A 19,391-nucleotide genomic window follows, 5' to 3' on the forward strand; every position below is an offset into this window, starting at 1 on the left:
GGCTCTGGTGTTGGTGACACTGATATCACAGCGACGGGTACGATTGACTTTACCACAGGCAGTGACAAAGTCGTCGCAATGGCCGTTGATGTTAAAGCGTTTAATGATTCCTCAACGCTGACATCAGGTGGTAAGGATGTGGTGCTTGAAGAGGTTTCTGCGGGTGTTTATCGCGGGTATATCACTGAGAACGGTGTCAAAGTCGATGTACTGACTATCACGCTCGACCAAGACAAGCTTGGTGAGTACAGCGTTACACTGCACAAAGAAGTCGACCACCCTACGCAGGGGCAAGATAGTGTTGCCGTGAGTATCCCGGTTTACGCAGTAGACAGTGATAACGACCACTCTGCGAATAGCCAGTTAGTGGTCAACATCGGCGATGATATGGCCGCGATTGAAGGCTTTGCTGATGGGAGCAAATTCAAAGTCAACGAAGATGATACCGTGACCGGTTCTTCACCAGGTCAGCCTGTCATTACTGGTGAGTTTGAAACAACTCAAGGTGCTGACACGGTTGTTAAGTATGAGCTAGTGAACATTGGTGACTCTCAGAATGGCCTGACATCAGGTGGTTTTGACGTCACAATTCAAGATGTTAGCTCGTCGACAGGGCCAACTGTATATCATGGCGTCGCCAATGGAATTGTGGTCTTCACGCTTGAATTAGCAAGTGACGGCAGCTACACCTATAGCCAAATTAAAGCGCTCGATCATGCTCAGGGTGAAGATAGCTTAACCATCCCATTTGATGTGGTAGCGATTGATCGTGATGGGGATAGATCCCAACCTATTCGCCTACCTATTGAAGTAACCGATGACAAACCAACTTTAACTGGTACCACTGGTGCTACACAAGTCGATGAAGATGACTTATCTGGAGTAGGCTCAGACCAGAATCACAGCACTCACGTCTCTGGTTCATTCACCGTTACTGAAGGCGCGGATAGCGTCGTTAAATATGAACTCGCCGATGCCGATAAGATACTTGAAGATTTAACCAGCGGTGGTGAAGCTCTTACCTGGCGACCGGTTGCACAAAATGGTACCGAGTTTAGTTACACCGCTGAAACGGCAAGCGGTGATGCGGTGTTTACCATCATTTTTGATACGGCTGACAATAGCTACCGTTTCGAACTGCTTAAATCCCTCGACCACCTTGCTGGTGACGGAGAGAACACTCTTCAGATCGATTTTACTATTAAAGCCACTGACTTTGATGGCGATGAAAGTAATGTGATCACTTTGCCTATTCGAGTGGTAGATGATATTCCGACCTTAACGGGACAGGCGCTTACCGCTGAAGAGGGAGAAGGCTGGAGTAGTACGGTCAATATGTTTGCCAATCAGACTGATAAAGGCGCCGACAATGCCACTCTGACCCAGATAGAAGGGACTCAAGACAGTCATGGTGCACAAATCGTATTTGACGATGGACATGGCAACTACACCAGCGTGGTAGATTTGAAGCCAGGTGCTCAAAGCCTGTTTGTACTTGAACAGACTATAGGCTCAGATGGTCAGGTTAGCCAACGCCATATCGGTTGGTTAGAGGTTAATTCCGATGGTCAAGTCAAGTTCGCAGCGGTTAAAGACCTTGAGCACAGCGGCGAAGAAATCAACTTCACAGTTAATGTTACGGCGACTGATGGCGATAAAGATACGTCAGTGGTGCCCCTGGATATTACCATCACAGACCATGAAGCTGAGCCGATAGCGCTTAAGGTGGTCACTTTCGAGGACGCTGGTCGCGACTCGCAAATCAACTATGCCCCGGGCGATGCGCCTGAGTGGGAAAATACGCAAGATAACCAAGGCGGATTGTCTGACTCACCCGCGAAGGTCGAGTTGTCTGTTGACCTATTTGATAGAGATAACGCAGAAGATATTGGTCAGTTGACCATTGAATCGGGCAATCACCATGGAACCTTCTATTACCAACAAAATGGTGTGTTCTACAAGCTAGAACCTAATGCGGATGGAGACATCATTTTTGATGGCTCGGTTCTAAAGCAGAGCTTTATGCAAAATGGCGGCCATACTATTGCCACGATTGATAACCTCTACTTTGTTCCGGATCGTAACTTCTCGACCAATGGCAAAGGCGTTGATATCCATTACCAGTTACAAATCGATAATAATGGCAGCAAAGACCATACCCTCAATTCAAGCTTCAATATTGAGATTGAAAGTGTCGCGGATATCGCAACTTGGAATGATGCTAATAGCCAGTATCAATACTCGTTAACCGAAGATGGTGACAACGCTACTCTCGAACTTCAAGCGGTAACCCAAGATAAAACTAGACCAGAGACAATAAGCTATGAACTTCGAGCAACAGCAGGCGAGGGTAAGTTCGAGCTTGTCGACAAAAATGGCCACCCACTGAGTCCGGATAGTAACGGCGTTTATCATGTTTCATCGGCAGATATTAATACCATTCAGGTTAATCCAGTTGATAACTTCTCGGGTACGATTAAGCTGGAAGCCGTCGCAGTGACCACTGAGACTAGAAACCCATTATCAGGTAAAAAGGAGGCACACTCTGCACCACAAGAATTGATCTTCGATGTCGCACCGCAAGCCGACAAAGGTAGCTTCAGCGTTAATCGTATCAATATCTTCGAAGATAATGCAGCCACTCAGGACACGCTTGATCCGACAACTGATCGTGATCCGTTTACCCTTAATGAAGTGATTACCATGTCACCATCGCAAGACAGCGATGGCTCTGAAACGCTTTATGTGCGCATTTCAGGTATCACTGAAGGTGCTGAGTTGGTTTGGGCAGGCAGCGGTGCTAGCCAAATTACAGAAGTGACGGTTAACGGAATTACTTACAAAGAAATCCCATATGACCAGCTTAACAACGTAGAAGTTGTTCCAAAGCTACACAGCAATAATGACTTCAAATTTGATGTCACGGGTGTTGTGAAAGACAGTGCATCTCTGAGTACCGGTACTCAGGTCAGTGAGCAAGTGTTAGGTACTAAAACGGTTAACGTTGAAGTCAAGGGTGTCGTCGACATTCCAAAAGGCGATACGATCGGCTCAGGCTGGACGAATTTCAGTGAGAATGGCGTTGATGGAGTTGAAATCACCATCAAAGAAGATAAAGCGGCCGAACTTAAATTTATGATCCAGTCTGGTGAGCATGCTGACAATGAGCATGACACTTCCGAATCTTTGACGGTTCTACTATCAAACATCCCTCATGGTGTGGTGCTAGAAGACAGCGATGGCACTGTGATTGATTTGAACTTTGTTGGTTATGAAACCGGACCAGACGGTAAACCAGATACGGACAAGCCTATCTACGAAGCGAACATCACAGGCGATGTGAACAAGACTGGCATTGTGATTAAGCCCGTTGCTTCATCAACAGAGAACATCGATTTGAAAGCCACGATCATCGTGACTGAAAACGATGGTCATAGCCGTAGCTTTGAGCAAATTGTGCGCGTCAATGTTGAGCCAGTTATTGATACCAGCTTGAGTTACCAAAATAAGACCTCTGTTGGTTTTGAAGACGCTGCGATTAGTGTTAATTGGTATCCAGAAGGTAAAGATTATCCAGATAGTGATGAGCACTTTACTTCGATTACTATTGGCGGCATTCAGCCTGGTTACACCGTTGAAGTCGCAGGTCAGCCCGTGGCGGTTAACTCCGATGGTACTCTTGTCATAGAGCCTCGACCAGGACAGTCGTTTGTAGACTTTACCACTGAGGCTCTTAAAGACGGCTTTATTAAAATCACGCCACCGAAGGATTCAAGCACAGACTTCGATCTGACGACTAAAGTTGAGATAGAAGAGCGCGATCATGAATACACCAGCGATAATATTGTTGGTGAAGGTGGCCGTGTAACGGCAACGCTTACCGGTTCGGTTCATGTTGAAGTGCGTCCTGTCGTCGAGCCTGAAAACGCTGATAACAGACTGGTTGTGACCAATGAAGCGGGTGATGCTATCCAGACGGCGATTCAGGCTGATAATAAAGGTCTGATTCGATTTACCACTAACAGTGATAATACGAGTGCAAATGGCGAGTACGTAGTTAAGTACCATAACACCGACGCTTCATCGAAAGAGTTGGTACAAGATGTCGTTATTCAGTTGACCGATGAAAATGGTCATGCATTGTCTGATGCTGTTCTTAGCCAACTGGTGGTGACGGGGGCAGCTTATGAAGGTGATGGTCGTTGGGTGATTGTAAATGAAGATAACTTCAGTATTAGCGCACCTCACGGGCTGGATTTTCACCCTGACCAGCCAAATCAACCGAATGTCTACAACAAGCTCACCTTAACGGTCTTCACTCAGGTTATTGATGAAGGCGAAGACACCCATGAAAATTCACAGATAAAGAATCGTGCAACATCTTTAGAACTTTCATTCCCAGAATTGGTGAATTCAGGCAATGAGGTGGCGGCTTCCATTACGATTGATGAACATGAAATTATTACTGGAACTGAGGATATTCAGGTCGATTTAGGTCATCAATTGAACAACATCATTACCTTCGACCCACCTAAAGGCAATGAGTCTGCCGATGAGGTAACGATAGTCATTGATAGCCATGTGATGATCGGTGGTACCTCGTATCCGCTTCACATCGTCGGTGCAGAAGTAGACTTTGTTGACGGTAAGTATGTATTCCAGACCCATATATCAGATAAAGGTGTGGTTGAACCATTTGATGGTTTAATGCTAAATCTGCCAAAAGACTACTCTGGTGACTTCAAGTTGCCAATCACGGTCATCACTAAAGATACCGCATCAGGCGATGAAAAAACGGCCTCTGCACAGATTGTTGTTAAAGTCGACCCAATAGCCGATGTGGCTGGCGACAAGCCGTCAGTTAGCGTCGAAGTGACTGGTTCACTAGATAGTGCCGGTCAACTTATTGATCAAAATGGTGATGGTATTGCAGACAAAGTTGGCTATGAAGATAGCTACATTCAACTCGATTTTGATCAACAAATCGGCGATACCAACAACGGTGGTGTAGAGGGCGGCAGTGAAGCGTTTAGCTCTATCACTTTAACTCTCGCTCCCCCTGCGGAAGGCGCTTTCTATGAGAAAGTGGTCGCGCTTGATGGCAGTGTATCATTCAAAGAGCTGGGTACTCAGGTTACTTTCTCTCAGAGTGAGATAGCAGCGCATGCGTTAGACAATGTGTTGTTTAAACCAACGCACAACTACCCTACGAGCAATAATGATAACAAGGTAACGATTAATATTACTGGTACCGTGATTGATACAGCGACCTTTAATGAAACTGGGACATCAACGACGACCAATCATACCGACAACTTTTCAACCAGTGTCGAGTTTGAAGTGGTGCCAGTGGTGGATGAAGTGGTTGTAACTGGCCCTGGAGCGCATCCTGATCAATCAATTGAACTGACGGGTACGGAAGATCATCCTATTTCATTGAGCAGTTCAGGAAGCGTTTCTGTTTCACTCACCGACACTGATGGCTCTGAAACATTTGTATCGATTAAGTTTACTAATGTACCGGATGGATTCCTGTTTACAGCGGATCCAGCCAGTGGCTACACGGTGAAAAACAATGGCAATGGAGAGTGGAGTGTCAAATTGCCTGCCGGTAGTGGTGATAGCCTTGATTTATCACATATTTCGGTAGTTCCACCCAAGCATTTCAGTGGTACTGCTGAATTCGGTATCACGGTATTTACTCAAGAATCACTATTGGGTGTCCCAACTGAAGCAAGTAATTTACCGAAGTTTGTAGTGACTGTGCTACCTGAAGGTGACCTTGTTGATACCGATGTGACTGATTCGGTGACGGGAAATGAAGGAACTAATATCGATATCGCTATTAATGCTTCAGTTGTGGATAGGGCCTTGTCTGCCAATGGTGGTGTGATCCATGAAAATGCACCTGAAACCCTTCGCGTCGAAGTGACCAACGTGCCACAAGATGCATCAATTTTGTATCCAGATGGTACGCCAGCGAGTTACAACCCTGCCACAGGTGTTTGGACGCTTGAGGTGAACGCCCAGCAGTTGGATAAGATCATTTTTAATTCTGGTCAGCACAACAGTGATGTGGGCAATGCATTAGGAATCAATGGACCGATTCATATCTCAGTTCAGTCGGTCGACAATGGTGCTTTAGGGCCGAAATCTGAATTTGACGTTGATTTGGTGATTGATCCAGTCAACGACCAGCCAACGTTCGTCAACGTGATTGATCTTGAGACAACAGAAGATGTCGTGGGTGGCCTTGCGATTAACCAGTTTGGTATTGCTGATATAGATGCGACCTATGATGACCCTGATGCCACGTACGAGTTGACGCTACAAGTGAATTCAGGAACGCTAGAGTTCCAGAGTGATGCCAATGTTAACTTTACCATCACGGCTGATGGCAGTCTTGTTGCCACCGGAAAACTAGCTGACATCAATGCAGCGTTGGCTGCTGGTAAAGTCATCTTTAAACCTGATGCAGACTTTAACGGATCGGTTACTGTGACAGCGACTGTGGATGACGGTGGCAATAACGGTACGATTGATCCGGGTGATAGTTCAACGTCTTCAACCAATCATACATCCTTTGTGATTAACGTTACTGAGGTAAATGATGCGCCTGAGCCAAAAGACTTTGACTTAGGTGATTTGCCAGAGGAAGGCAGCCTGACCATCAGCGTACAAGACTTGATTGACGGCACTTTTGATAAAGAAGGCAACACAATCAGCGTTGAAAGTCTGACCCTCGTCGAAGGTCAGGGCTCCTTAGTTCAACAAGGTGATAACTGGGTGTTTGTTGCTGCGAAAGACTACAACGGTCCGGTGAAGATTAGCTACGTGGTTAAAGATGATGGCACGACCGATGGTCAAGCGGATCATCAGACGGGTACTGCTGAGATTACCTTCGACGTAACTCCGGTTAATGACAAGCCGGTATTGGATATAGACGACATTACCGCGCAGATTAATGAAGATGTAGACCAACAGCTAAGTGGCATCTCAGTCAGTGATGTCGATTATGTTGGTGCTTCTGCTAATGACCTGATGACGGTCACGCTAAGTGTAAATGACGGTACACTTTCTCTCGTTGCTCCTGCTGGTTCGAGTGTTACTGCAACAGGCAACGGTAGCGGTACTCTGACGTTGTCAGGCACGCTCGCTGATCTGAACGCGTTACTTGATAAACCAAGCAGTAATAATGTTGGCGTATTCATTGATGCGAGTTCTGTGTCAGGAAATAGCGTCGATCTGCAAGTCACAGCGAAAGACAGCTGGAACTCTTCAGGTCTTGCGCTCGAGGCTGAACCACAGAAACACACCATTAGCGTTAATCCAGTCGCGGATGCGCCAACCCTAACACTTGATAGCAGATATAACTTCAACAAGCACATTACTGCAACCCAAAGCGCCAGCACGAGCGGAATTACGATTGTAGGCATTATGGCGGCACTAACCGATACTAGCGAAGCGCTTTCATTAGAAGTGAGGGATGTTCCTGCCGGTGCAATGATTGAGAGCACTACAGGTTCGGTAACTCTGGTCGGAGACGTATGGCATGTCCCATCGCAGGCAATTGATGGCTTGGTCATTAAAGATGTGAGTGACGGAGATCATACACTGCAGATCACCGCGGTATCACAGGAGCTTGCGCAAGATCGCAGCGTCATTGATCAGGCTGTATCAAGCAACCACATCGAAATTAATTTGAATGTGGTCAACAATATCACTGACTTAGAGATCAACCGTGCATCGGAAACCGCAGCGGTTCGTCTGAATGGCAGTGGCTCAAATAGCACGCTGACGGGCGGTAGTGGCAATGATTTCCTTGAGGGTGGCTCAGGACACGATGTGTTAATTGGCGGAGCCGGTGATGACCAACTTGACGGTGGTGATGGCAACGACACTCTTTACGGTGGTTTAGGCTCGGATATTCTCGTTGGTGGCACGGGTATGGATACCTTTGTCTGGGATCATATCGATGGGGGTTCACTCGACACCATTAAAGACTTCAAGGTGAGCGAAGGTGATAAGATTGATCTGCGCGAAGTGCTCCCTGAATTGAAGCAAAATACGCTTGATATGGAGAGCCTACTTGAACATCTTGATGTGAAGGTGGATGGTGACAACGTTGAGCTCCATATCCATCCATCAGGTACAGGTACAGAGGGGCAGTCGATTCTGGTTGAGAACCTCGCCCATCAGTTGGATAGTGACTTCGGTGCATTATCACATGCTGATATGGTCTCATCACTACTGGAACATGTGATGGTTCACGATAACAACTAATCTACAACGCCCCTCAATGAGGGGCGTTTTTCTTGTTACTAAGCGCTAAGATCATTTGGAACCAATCTGATAAGTGGCGACAAAACTTGCAACAGCCATTCTGACTGCCTGTTCAACTTGCTGACAGGTTGGAGGTGGTAAATGGGCGATCAACTGAGGCCAGAAAACGACCGCCTTGATACTTCCAATATACTGTTCAATAGCCGCTGAAACATCCTGTATGTCAAGAACACCCGCATCGATCCCCTGCTGAGCCCAACGTTGTAAGCCATAAGAGTCTTCGATTGACTCAAACTTAGCAACCAACACCTTCGATGTATCCTGACAGCGTATACATTCTGCCATCACTAACCGAGCGGTGATTTGAAAGTCTTGATTGCTGATATAGCACATCTGCTTGAGCGTATAATCGAGCAACTGTTGGTCAAGCGGGAGTGTAGGCTCAAACTCGACGGTAGTCTGGTCATCAAAGCGACACATCAGCTTATCAACGATGACGTCAAACAGAGCTTCTTTGTTGGGGTAGTACTTGTAGAGGGTGCGTTTAGAAACACCTGCGTGTTTAGAGATCCCCTCCATGCTCGCCTGATCGAACCCTTTGCTAGAAAAAACTTCGATCGCAGACTTGATGATATCTTCTTGTTTTATATCACTTCTTTTAATCATTTAGTCACCCTAACAGCTAAAAAGTAAACGACGATGTTTACTTGTGTTTGCTAGTGTCTAAAGTATACACCATCGTTTACTTTTTGGGGGGATTGAGCTAAGAAAAATAGAGCAATTCGTTTGGTGGCAAAAGCCTCAGTTACATGCCGCAAACGTTCAGCTAAATAATCAAAAATCATATTATTAACTTCATAATAAATAATGTTTTTTTTATTGTTAGCCTGCTGTTTACAGGCTTTTCTATATTCTCGCTATTAAAACTTTTGTTTCCATTTATTATTTGTATACTGATTGAACAATATGAAACAGGTTGGCTTAGGGAGTAGCACATGGAACATGAGCAGAGTCTATTTGAATGGTTTGGCGCAGGGTGGTTGTTTGGTCTTAGTTTTGCGATCTGTTTGACGATGATCTGGCTTTACGCCGTCGCTTCAAGAACAGAAGATCGCGTAGAAAGAGAGGTTGCGATCCAGTAGCCCGAATTATCGGGCTACTGAAGACGCTAACTACTTGCTAAGTTGTGGCTCTGATTCGCCAGCGTGTTGCGGTTCCAACTGAATCGTTTGGGTTGGAAAGGCGATATCCGCTCCGTTTTGTTGGATGATATCGTAAATTTGCAGCAATACATCTTGCTTTACTTCGTGGTAGCGAATCCAGTTGACTGTTTTGGTGAAGGTGTAGACCAGTAAAGTCAGAGATGACGGCGCAAAACCATTGAAGTTGACGATCAACGTCTGCTTAGTATCGATATCGGGATGCTTCTGCAACATCGATTTGATGTCAGCGACGATCTTTTCAACCTTCGCCCCATCTTTATAACGGATGCCGATGTTCTCATTAATGCGTCGATTGAGCATACGTGATGGGTTCTCAACCACGATATTGCTGAATACAGAATTAGGGACATAAATCGGACGTTTATCAAAGGTACGAATGATGGTCATTCGCCAGCCAATTCTCTCTACCGTTCCTTCGATTTGACGGTCGGGAGAGCGGATCCAGTCGCCAACTTTAAACGGACGATCGAAGTAAATCATCATTCCACCGAAGAAGTTGGAGAGCAAATCTTTTGCTGCCAAACCGACGATCAGGCCACCCACACCACCGAAGGTTAACAGACCCGACAGACTGAGGCCAAACGCCTGCATCACGGTTAATGCGCCTATGACGATAAAGAATAAGCGTGACACCTTGGCAACGGCTTGAACGGTGGTTTCGTCGCGCGTTTTTTTGCTGAGTACATACTCTTCGATATTGTTGATCAGACGCATAGTGATCCAAACAAAGATCGCGATGACCAAAATGAGCTTCAAGGTACTTAGCCAATTGAGTTTCGATCCCATGTAATCTTCGAGGACAAATCCTAAGGAAATGGTCGCAGGCCAGCACCAAATCAACGTGCTTATGGGTGTTTTGAGGGCGTGAAGAGTGAGGTCATCCCAATGAAACCGAGTCTTGTTGACCAAAATTTCTAGTCGACTGTAGACAATGCGCCAAGCAATCCATGCGATGAAGCTGCCGATGGTAATAAGTAATACATTGGTGTCCCAGCTTTGCAGCAGAGTCGCCAGTGGTTGTGGCAAATATGTGATTAACTCGTTCATTTTTGACTCAATATCTTTCTGTTGTGGCATAAGTATAAGGGTTTGCCTATACCCAAACTAGTGACATTATGCTCAGAGGTCTATGAATATAAACATGAAAGTTAAAACGATGTCAGAATATCTGATTCAATTTGATAAGCGAACTCGTCAGGAGCACACTGTCAAATCTAGTCATTACGCGAATAAGGTAAACCATGAAATCAGGTGATAAACAATATGCAGTGATTGGCTTAGGTCGATTTGGCCTATCTGTTTGTCAAGAACTGCAACAATCCGGCGCCGAGGTTTTGGCTATTGATATCGATGAAGATCGAGTTAGAACCGTTGCAGGTTTTGTCAGTCAAGCTTTAGTGGCGAACTGTGCGATAGAAGAGACGGTTGCCGAGCTAAGATTGAGCGACTACGACATGGTGATGATCGCAATTGGTTCTGACGTAAATGCCAGTATTTTAACGACCCTCGTAGTCAAAGAGGCTGGGGTAAAAACTGTCTGGGTAAAAGCCAATGATAAAAACCATGCGAAGATACTAAGCAAAATAGGTGCAGACCACGTCATTATGCCGGAACGTGATATGGGGATTCGTGTTGCTCGAAAAATGCTTGATAAACGAGTGCTTGAATTTCAAGAGTTGGGCTCCGATCTTGCCATGACCGAAATTGTGGTTGGCTCACGCTTGTTAGGGAAGACGCTAGGGGATCTTGCTTTATGTAAGGAGCAAGGTGTTGAAGTTTTAGGCTTTAAACGTGGACCGAATATCACCAAGGCACCGGATCTCGATCGAACTTTGGAGATTGGTGACCTGATCATTATCGTTGGCCCTAGTGAAACCTTATCGAGAAAGCTGAGTTCATTATGAGTCCGTTCAGTCGAAGGGATCTGTTTTACGCATTAGACCCCGAGAAAAAACAGAGTAAAGGCTCAGAGCCGAGAGTTATTCTGATCAGTTTTTTAAGTGTGTTAATACCCTCTGCGGTGCTGCTCACTCTCCCCGTTTTCTCGGTGAGTGGGCTTTCAATCACGGATGCACTATTTACTGCGACCTCCGCCATTAGTGTGACCGGGTTGGGCGTCGTCGATACGGCTGAGCACTTTACCCATTCAGGTAAAGTCTTGTTAATGCTGTTGATGCAGATAGGTGGCTTAGGCCAGATGACCCTTTCTGCGGTTCTACTCTATATGTTTGGAGTGAGGCTGACCTTAAAACAACAAGCGTTAGCTAAAGATGCATTGGGGCAAGACCGACAAGTTAACCTGAGACTGCTGGTGAAGCGGATCATCATTTTTGCCTGTATTGCCGAATCGATTGGGTTTGCGTTGCTAGCATTTCGTTGGGTGCCTGAACTGGGTTGGGGAGAAGGACTGTTCTATGCGATGTTCCACGCAATCTCGGCGTTCAACAATGCTGGCTTTGCTTTGTTCTCAGATAGCCTAATGAGTTTTGTTGATGACCCTTGGATAATCTTTACGCTTTCAGCACTATTCATTCTTGGCGGCTTAGGGTTTACGGTGATTGGTGACGTATCTAGCAATTGGAGAGGTGGCTTTCGCACCTTGCAACTGCATACCAAGATAATGCTAGTCGCAACGCCTGCATTACTCTTGGTTGGTACCGTGCTGTTTTGGCTGCTGGAAAAATCGAATCCAGCAACCATGGCGGATTTGACGCCATCAGGTCAATGGCTCGCAGCGTTTTTTCAGTCAGCGAGTTCTCGAACAGCAGGTTTTAACAGTGTCGATTTGGCACACTTTACTCAGCCCGCTTTGCTCATCATGATTATTCTGATGTTAATTGGTGCGGGATCTACTTCTACTGGCGGTGGGATAAAAGTGTCAACGTTTGCAGTGGCGTTCGTGGCGACTTGGGCTTTCCTTCGTCAGAAGAAGCACGTGGTCATGTTTAAGCGTACTGTTGGCTGGCCTGTGGTGACTAAGTCTTTGGCGATTATAGTCGTGAGTGGTGCGATTTTAACCATAGCGATGTTTTTGTTGATGATTACCGAGCAGGCGAGTTTTGACAAAGTCATGTTTGAAACCATCTCGGCGTTTGCAACGGTGGGGCTTACCGCGGGTCTAACCGCTGAATTATCAGAGCCGGGGAAATACATCATGATCGTTGTGATGATAATCGGTCGAATTGGGCCGTTAACGTTGGCCTATATGCTGGCACGCCCTGAACCGACGTTGGTCAAGCATCCCGAGGGTATGGTGTTAACTGGTTAAAAGATTACTTTTCGCTAAAGTGGTCTGAAAGGGCGGAACGGCGATTCTTCGCTGAACCGCCTCCATCCATATCAATGGTGTTCTCATATCCCTCTTTCACGAAACGCTGAGTAGGGCTGTTTGGCTGGAGACGCCTCAGCTGTGGTGAGTTAAACGTGCCGGCAACTTGATAGATAGAGGTTCCTCCCCCCGTACTGACGGTTATCCGCTTGCCATCAAAGTCAAATTGGGTCGCGATAAGTCGGTCATTTCTAAAGACCCCTTGAGCATTTAACGTCAGAACTTCTGTCTGGTAAGGTGGCGCTCCTACTTCAATCCAGCGCCCGTAGACATGCTTCGGGTGAACATAGTCTTGGTAACTAAAGTAAAGCAGACTCGAGAATCCTAGAGCGAGTAATACAAAAATAGTTGCAGCGACGGTTTTTATGGCAGAACTCTTGATCATAACAGCGGATAGTCGCCTTAGGTATTGATTGAAAACAGCACGTGAGCTTGTAAAGGATAGAGCGTAGCATAATTTTGCATTGTTAATCTTTGAACCTCTGCCCAAAAAGCAATGTACGAATTTTCTGCATATTGCTTACAGTCTAGCCCAACGGTGGAAAACCACGGAATTAAGTGAGTTAAGTTTGTTTGCACGCCATTACTAGCGATTTGTTTTACCTATGGTTTATTTGTCGATAATTAAACGTACTCTTTGAGCATATGTTAGTGAGGGAGTCCACCGTTATTACTCTCTTCAATCGGTATAGTGGTTGCTGAAATAGGACAATTCATATAAAACAAGGTTTTGCTTCTATGACGGAATATCGACGGAGAATGAAATGATCAAAGCAAACAGCTATTTTGAAGGACAAGTACAGTCACTAGGTTTTTCTCAACAAGACGGAGAGTCGAGCGTTGGGGTAATGGCTCCTGGAGAGTACACCTTTGGTACTGCTGCGGCAGAGCGCATGACAGTTGTGAAGGGTGCGCTTACCGTTAAAAAAGCCGGTGAAGACGAGTGGGTGACTTATGAGGCGGGTTCATCATTCCATGTCGAAAGTGACTCTTCATTTGACCTGAAAGTTTCTGTCTCAACGGCTTATCTATGTGAGTACTTAGGCTAGTTTTTGTTTGCCTGAGGTTATTAGCACAATGACTTCAGGCCCATTCATTTTGACAATCAATTTGACCCTCGCACTTGATTGCCTTCTTCTCTTTTGTTTAATCTTATTTAAATCAATGTCTTACCTAACTTTGCTCGTCTGGTATAAAACTTGCTAAACATCTATAGGGCTTGTTAAGCCAAGTTTTACGTATAATTAATCGGAAATCTCGAATATAACCTCAGTTATTAGCAATTTTATTAATGTAACTATTGGCTATAATTAAACAAGAATAAGCTTGAGAGGAGGTGCTTATGGCTGTTGTACCAAAACACACTGACTCCCATAGTCGTTACGATCCAAGTAAGGAATTGACGGCCGACCAATTGCATCGCTTTGGCAAGGTTGCTCACAAAGCGCAAAAGCGTCGTGAGGAGGAAGTCGAAAGAGGAACGATTGCTGCTACTGCGAGAGCTGCTCGCGAAGCCGCATTTAGACCTATTGTGACACCAAAACGCGATAAACCTAATACGATCCGCTATGCGGCTTGGTTGATCGTGGTCATGGCGATATCGTTGTGGCTTATGTACATGACCGGTTAAACTTTTTTATTGGTGTTACCTTAGACAAGTCACCGGCGTGTTCGCCATTGTTTTGAAAGTCATTGTCATAGCCACGATAAAATCGGTATTGGTTTTTGCCTTTATGTTTGGCGGCGTACATCGCTTTATCGGCACAACGAGTGAGTTCGGGAAGGTTAGTCGCATCCTGAGGATAGAGCGCCACTCCAGCGCTGACGGTGAGTTCATTAATGCGTTCCGATGCTTGATAGCTGTCAGAGAACACCTGACATATCCTTTTAAGAATGCCCTCCAAATCCTTTATTGAATTTACATCGTAGAGCAGCAGAACAAACTCGTCGCCCGCAAAACGAGCAATAGAATAATCATGTCTGTCGGTTTGGCGATCTTTGTTACGGATGTTGTTCTTGAGCCGATTCGCGAGATGTTGTAAGACTCGGTCGCCAACGTCGTGTCCGTAGGTGTCGTTAATCGCTTTAAAGTTGTCGATATCGAGAAACACCATTGCCGTCACCTTGTTGCTGTTCTTTTGTTCTTCTAGTTTGCCAGCGGCCCAACTTTCAAAGCTCCATCGATTAGCAAGTCCAGTGAGTTGATCCAAATAAGCGAGATCTTCAATTCCTTCTTTATAGAGTTCTTGTACATATTTCATCACTTTAGAGTAATAGAAAGCTACGACATTGCAGAGTACACAGAGCGCAAGCAAGCTCACTACAAAGCGTCCCTGAGAAGCATCGGTAGTGTAAGGGGATGCCTGTGCGAAAAGTACCGCGAGAACAGCAACAACGCACAGGCCAGAGCTTAAAATCGCGCCAGTTTTGAAGTTGTTGGCGAAAATAAGCACCGCAACTATAGGATAAAGCCATAGAATCCGATCTGGCACATGTTCACCATAAATCAGTAATAAAGTGGCTTGAAACAATAATATCCCACTCAAAACCACGTCACAGTGGTTGTGGCGTAGGTGCTTGAATAAGTAGTAGAGATTAACTATTAATACAGTGGCTGAGAAAAAATTTACCGAGGCAAAGAAGTAGTCTTGAGTGGTGAGCCTTAACACACCATAGCTAAGCAAGACCACAATGGCAATAATCGAACAGAGTAGCACAAGCTTGCTCTTGCGCGTTGCTCTGATATCCGCCATTTCAGCTATCTGTCGCCCAGCAAATTGTGGCATATAGTCATTATCCTTTACACATAACCCCTCAAGCAAAGTCTAGAAGAAAAAACAAAGTCTGAACGAGCCATGAAATTCGCAAAAATAAGAGTAATCAGTAATTTATATGCCATTCGGTGCTTATTGGTTGTGAGGTGTATTAGTTGTACTGAGTTTTGACGCATATGTAAGCGACTGTATTCATGCGTAAATTATTTATGGCGGTAGATTATTGACGGATTACAGCGTGATTGATTTTTTTGCAATTGTTATGGAATCGCCGATACTTATAATAAATAAATCTATCACTTTCGCAGGTTTTCGTGCGTCATGTCTCGCCTCTGCGCAGGAAGAAAACCAGCCCAAAGAGAAGGGCTGGCGGATTTAAAGTTGTTACTGCGGGATAAGTCCATACGGGAGGGATGTGAAAACGCTAGGTTGGCCCTTCACTGTTGGAGCCTCATTGACCTTCTGCCAATCAAGCAACATGATCGCTAGGACGTTGCGATGTTCCCCGTACGTGATATCGAAATCTCCGGTGACTGAAGGAATCATCCCTTTCTCACTATCTATCGCTTTTTGGATAGCGTAGCGAGTTTTTTCTACGACCGGATCATCTTCGAGTCCGGCGAGTAGAAACGTGATACCGACTTCCGCGATGACGTCTTCTTTCGCTCGAATGAGAATGGTATCGATGTTTTGGCGGAAATAGTCATAAATCCACTGATGCTGCTTTTCACTTACCAAATGTTGATAGTATTCAGAGTCGCCAAAAATAATATGGGTCATACCATAGAGTTTGTTTCCGTACTGCTGGTTGGACAGTTTTTTGTCTTCTACCTCTGGATAGGCTTGCTTAAATGCGGTTGTAAAACTATCGACGACATCTTGCTCACCTAGCTGCCTTAGCCAGTAGACCTGATTGGCTAGCTGTGCGGCCCAAGCCTTAATCATCTCTTGGTCTGTCGCATACTTGCTAAAGTCATAGCGGCGGATAATGGAACGAAGCAGATCGTCTTGTTTGTGTTTTAGACCATACTCGTTGGCGCGTGCCATCGAACCCAGTAAATCAACACCAAGGTAGAGATATTCAGGCATGTGTTTTGTGACGTTATAACGCCTCATGCTTCTTTCATCCGTCTCATCAGTGTAGCCAGAAAGGCGCTTTTCAGAGTAAAGTAAGATTTGTTCTGGGGTATGAACTTCTGCTGCGAAGCGATTAAGTCGACTTGCGACACGGGCCATATCACTCCAAACCGCGGCCGAATATTTGTCATCGAGCGTTTGACGGTACATCCTTAAGCCGTAGTGCCCTTCTTTAAAGGCTGGGAGAGTATAGAGCTGACTTTCATACGTATTGCGAATAAGATCTGCGGATGCTTCAAAGCTCGCTGTGTTTGCCGATGCGGTCGGTGTATGTATGAGGATTGCACTAAGGCACAAGCCAATCAGCTTTTTATGCATGGTATAACCTATAAAAAATGGTGTTAGGGTATGGTGGCATAGTACCAGTCATTCCTTCCTTAAATGTAAGCTCAGGGTCAGATAAAAGTAAGGTTTGATTGCTTACATGCTTGCTACATTAACGTTGTTTTTTATTCGCCGATGGTTGGATGTCGACCCCAAAGCGATCTATATAAGCATTAGTACCACTGATTTTTTTTGATGATGCGCAAGAATTGGTGGAGTGATAATAATATATTTGTCGATTGTCGATGAAATTTCGACCGATTTAATGTACGTTTTATATAACTAATATTAATAATAATTAACACTAGCACGTATGGATACGTCAATGAGTTGAGATTGAGTTTGCTCTGGTGTCTGTGATAGTTGTGGGGGATGGATGGCCTATCATGTGGGCAGGCAGCATTATATTAATGCGCTGTTTTTGATGACCTTTGTATTTTTTGTTGGGCTGGTTGAGTCACTTGACCGAAGTCAGAAAACGTTTTTGCGTGATAGTTTGCTGTCCCGTGCTAAGGAAGAGTTATCCATTGTTCGATCAGAGCTTGAAGCCGCGATTGTTTCAGATATCTATGTGGCTAATGGGTTATCTGCTCTGGTTGCATCTAATCCAGAATTTGATTTTTCAGGATGGGATCTTATCGCATCGAGCATTATACGTAAGAGCGACCATGTTCAATTGCTAGGGCTTGCGCCGAATGATGTCGTTAAATTCGTTTATCCGTTGGAAGGAAACGAAGCGGTTTTAGGATTGAATTATCAAACCATTCCCAATCAATGGCGTTCCGTAAAAAAAGCCCAGAAAATCCAGGACATCTTTATCTCTGGCCCCGTCAATTTGGTACAGGGTGGTAAAGCTCTGATCGCACGTGTACCGATTTTTTCCGATCCTCCTTACAACACAAACTACTGGGGTGTGTGCAGTATGGTGATTTCCTTGGACTCACTCTTTTCAGAAGCAGGTGTTGCCTCGTTTGAGCATCGTTACAATCTAGCGATGCGTGGTGTCGATAGCTCAGGATCGGAAGGTGAGGTGTTTTATGGTTTTCAAACGACGTTTGATCAAGCATTCGCCTCAGAGTCTGTGCATTTTCCATACGGTAGCTGGCAGATCGCTGCATCGACGAAAAGTGACTTGCTAAGTGGAGCTAAGTGGTACCGAGTACACGTGGTTAGACTGCTTGGCTATCCGATGATAATTATGCTTATCTTGGCCTTTATTGCTACCTATCGGCTCTATATTGCGGCGAATGATCGTGCCCTGCGTGATGAACTGACACAGCTACCCAATCGTCGCTACTTTATGTATACCTTTGGTGAGCATTTTAACGCGGTGAAAAAGAATGGGGGCGGTGACTCTTTTGCCATTCTTAATATCGATTTAGATAAGTTCAAAGCGATTAACGATACGTTTGGCCATGCGGCAGGGGACAAGGTACTTGTTGCAACTGCCGAGAGGCTGAAAAGCGTGCTCAGAACCTCAGACATTGTTGCTCGTATGGGCGGCGACGAGTTTCTGGTGTTGTTGCCGAGAGTCTCAAGCACAGAGGATATTGACGTAATCAATATCGAGCTGCAAAAAGCCGTCTGCCATACGCCTGTTATCTATGAACAGCACTTAATTAATCTACGAGTGAGTGTTGGATATGCTATCTATGACCCTGAATTTAAAGACATAGAAGAGATGTTTAAACTCGCGGATTCTAGGATGTACGAAGAAAAACGCAGGCAGATATAAAGAGCTCTCACAAAAAGAGATTATACCGCTGCAATGCTGGTAAACCCATGCTATAGAAATAGTAAAGGAGCATTACAGGTATATGAGTATGAAGGACTTGTCTCAGTGGTTAAATGAGTATGGTGAAAGCCATCAGAATCCGATCAACCAAAAAATTCATAAGGTTGCGGTTCCCGGTATTTTTCTTTCTGTTGTTGGATTGATTTGGTCTATTCCACCCATTCAACTATTTGGTATGACACTTAACTGGGTGTGGCTTGCTGCATTGCCTGTCATGGTGTTTTATTTCAGGTTATCGTTAAGTGTATTCATAATGATGCTCGGTTTTACCCTGGCCTGTATTTCGTTGATTTGGTCATTAGAAGTGTTACAGCTCTCGGTGTTGTTTGTCTCTTTAGTGCTGTTTGCGGTTTTGTGGCTTTTTCAATTTATCGGCCATAAGATCGAGGGTAAGAAACCCTCATTCTTCGAAGACGTTCAGTTTTTGCTTATCGGCCCGGTGTGGGTGTTTCGAAAACACTGAGATCTGATCGATATCCCTATCTATTCACTTGCCCATTACATGTGGGCAAGTTCACATTTATTCT

General features: G+C 45.1%; 13 protein-coding genes. 8 read left to right on the top strand and 5 right to left on the bottom strand.

All coding sequences use genetic code 11. The features are described 5' to 3' along the window. Nucleotides 1-8,283 (top strand): cadherin-like domain-containing protein (locus ACQEXR_RS14930; protein ID WP_426953265.1); only part of this gene is annotated, 8,283 nt, incomplete at its 5' end. Nucleotides 8,284-8,334: 51 nt separating this feature from the next. Here ACQEXR_RS14930 and ACQEXR_RS14935 read toward each other — a convergent pair. Next, nucleotides 8,335-8,949 (bottom strand): TetR/AcrR family transcriptional regulator, encoded by a 615-nt coding sequence (locus ACQEXR_RS14935; protein ID WP_426953266.1) that lies wholly within the window; start codon nucleotides 8,947-8,949, stop codon nucleotides 8,335-8,337. 329 nt (nucleotides 8,950-9,278) lie between these two features. Between ACQEXR_RS14935 and ACQEXR_RS14940 the strand changes: the two genes are divergently transcribed. Then, the gene (locus ACQEXR_RS14940) at nucleotides 9,279-9,425 is read left to right on the top strand and encodes a hypothetical protein (protein ID WP_426953267.1); all 147 of its coding nucleotides are present in this window, start codon (nucleotides 9,279-9,281) and stop codon (nucleotides 9,423-9,425) included. 30 nt (nucleotides 9,426-9,455) lie between these two features. Here the strand turns inward: ACQEXR_RS14940 and ACQEXR_RS14945 are convergent, their stop codons facing one another. Then, the gene (locus ACQEXR_RS14945) at nucleotides 9,456-10,553 is read right to left on the bottom strand and encodes a mechanosensitive ion channel family protein (protein WP_426953268.1); all 1,098 of its coding nucleotides are present in this window, start codon (nucleotides 10,551-10,553) and stop codon (nucleotides 9,456-9,458) included. Nucleotides 10,554-10,747: 194 nt separating this feature from the next. Here ACQEXR_RS14945 and ACQEXR_RS14950 point away from each other — a divergent pair, with 194 nt between their 5' ends. Continuing rightward, entirely contained in the window at nucleotides 10,748-11,410 is a 663-nt protein-coding gene (locus ACQEXR_RS14950; RefSeq protein WP_426953269.1) for a potassium channel family protein, read from the top strand. Then, nucleotides 11,407-12,774: a TrkH family potassium uptake protein gene (locus tag ACQEXR_RS14955; protein WP_138972708.1), complete on the top strand. Its 1,368-nt coding sequence runs from the start codon at nucleotides 11,407-11,409 to the stop codon at nucleotides 12,772-12,774. Before ACQEXR_RS14950 ends, ACQEXR_RS14955 begins: the two co-directional genes overlap by 4 nt. Before the next feature lie 4 nt (nucleotides 12,775-12,778). Here the strand turns inward: ACQEXR_RS14955 and ACQEXR_RS14960 are convergent, their stop codons facing one another. Beyond that, nucleotides 12,779-13,219: a DUF2850 domain-containing protein gene (locus tag ACQEXR_RS14960; RefSeq protein ID WP_426953270.1), complete on the bottom strand. Its 441-nt coding sequence runs from the start codon at nucleotides 13,217-13,219 to the stop codon at nucleotides 12,779-12,781. Nucleotides 13,220-13,598: 379 nt separating this feature from the next. Here ACQEXR_RS14960 and ACQEXR_RS14965 point away from each other — a divergent pair, with 379 nt between their 5' ends. Continuing rightward, a complete protein-coding gene (locus tag ACQEXR_RS14965; protein ID WP_138972710.1) occupies nucleotides 13,599-13,883 on the top strand; it encodes a pyrimidine/purine nucleoside phosphorylase in 285 nt (94 codons plus the stop codon). Nucleotides 13,884-14,176: 293 nt separating this feature from the next. Beyond that, nucleotides 14,177-14,464: a hypothetical protein gene (locus ACQEXR_RS14970; protein ID WP_138972711.1), complete on the top strand. Its 288-nt coding sequence runs from the start codon at nucleotides 14,177-14,179 to the stop codon at nucleotides 14,462-14,464. Here ACQEXR_RS14970 and ACQEXR_RS14975 read toward each other — a convergent pair. Both ACQEXR_RS14975 and ACQEXR_RS14980 read right to left on the bottom strand, forming a co-directional pair. Next, nucleotides 14,445-15,620: a diguanylate cyclase domain-containing protein gene (locus tag ACQEXR_RS14975; protein ID WP_426953271.1), complete on the bottom strand. Its 1,176-nt coding sequence runs from the start codon at nucleotides 15,618-15,620 to the stop codon at nucleotides 14,445-14,447. The genes ACQEXR_RS14970 and ACQEXR_RS14975 overlap by 20 nt on opposite strands. Before the next feature lie 372 nt (nucleotides 15,621-15,992). After that, complete coding sequence (locus ACQEXR_RS14980) at nucleotides 15,993-17,063, bottom strand: DUF3541 domain-containing protein (protein WP_426953272.1); 1,071 nt, start codon at nucleotides 17,061-17,063, stop codon at nucleotides 15,993-15,995. 382 nt (nucleotides 17,064-17,445) lie between these two features. Here ACQEXR_RS14980 and ACQEXR_RS14985 point away from each other — a divergent pair, with 382 nt between their 5' ends. Both ACQEXR_RS14985 and ACQEXR_RS14990 read left to right on the top strand, forming a co-directional pair. Beyond that, complete coding sequence (locus ACQEXR_RS14985) at nucleotides 17,446-18,804, top strand: diguanylate cyclase (RefSeq protein ID WP_426953273.1); 1,359 nt, start codon at nucleotides 17,446-17,448, stop codon at nucleotides 18,802-18,804. An 88-nt stretch (nucleotides 18,805-18,892) separates the two neighbouring features. Beyond that, complete coding sequence (locus ACQEXR_RS14990; protein WP_331417999.1) at nucleotides 18,893-19,327, top strand: DUF962 domain-containing protein; 435 nt, start codon at nucleotides 18,893-18,895, stop codon at nucleotides 19,325-19,327. Nucleotides 19,328-19,391: the final 64 nt, after the last annotated feature.

The sequence above is a fragment of the Vibrio sp. TRT 2004 genome (assembly GCF_050113735.1).
In the GTDB taxonomy this organism is placed as follows: Bacteria; Pseudomonadota; Gammaproteobacteria; order Enterobacterales; family Vibrionaceae; genus Vibrio.

Bases quoted from the DNA above. Each gene is read 5' to 3' on its own strand.
- ACQEXR_RS14935 (WP_426953266.1), bottom strand. From the start codon at position 8,949: ATGATTAAAAGAAGTGATATAAAACAAGAAGATATCATCAAGTCTGCG.
- ACQEXR_RS14940 (WP_426953267.1), top strand. From the start codon at position 9,279: ATGGAACATGAGCAGAGTCTATTTGAATGGTTTGGCGCAGGGTGGTTG.
- ACQEXR_RS14945 (WP_426953268.1), bottom strand. From the start codon at position 10,553: ATGAACGAGTTAATCACATATTTGCCACAACCACTGGCGACTCTGCTG.
- ACQEXR_RS14950 (WP_426953269.1), top strand. From the start codon at position 10,748: ATGAAATCAGGTGATAAACAATATGCAGTGATTGGCTTAGGTCGATTT.
- ACQEXR_RS14955 (WP_138972708.1), top strand. From the start codon at position 11,407: ATGAGTCCGTTCAGTCGAAGGGATCTGTTTTACGCATTAGACCCCGAG.
- ACQEXR_RS14960 (WP_426953270.1), bottom strand. From the start codon at position 13,219: ATGATCAAGAGTTCTGCCATAAAAACCGTCGCTGCAACTATTTTTGTA.
- ACQEXR_RS14965 (WP_138972710.1), top strand. From the start codon at position 13,599: ATGATCAAAGCAAACAGCTATTTTGAAGGACAAGTACAGTCACTAGGT.
- ACQEXR_RS14970 (WP_138972711.1), top strand. From the start codon at position 14,177: ATGGCTGTTGTACCAAAACACACTGACTCCCATAGTCGTTACGATCCA.
- ACQEXR_RS14975 (WP_426953271.1), bottom strand. From the start codon at position 15,620: ATGCCACAATTTGCTGGGCGACAGATAGCTGAAATGGCGGATATCAGA.
- ACQEXR_RS14980 (WP_426953272.1), bottom strand. From the start codon at position 17,063: ATGCATAAAAAGCTGATTGGCTTGTGCCTTAGTGCAATCCTCATACAT.
- ACQEXR_RS14985 (WP_426953273.1), top strand. From the start codon at position 17,446: ATGGCCTATCATGTGGGCAGGCAGCATTATATTAATGCGCTGTTTTTG.
- ACQEXR_RS14990 (WP_331417999.1), top strand. From the start codon at position 18,893: ATGAAGGACTTGTCTCAGTGGTTAAATGAGTATGGTGAAAGCCATCAG.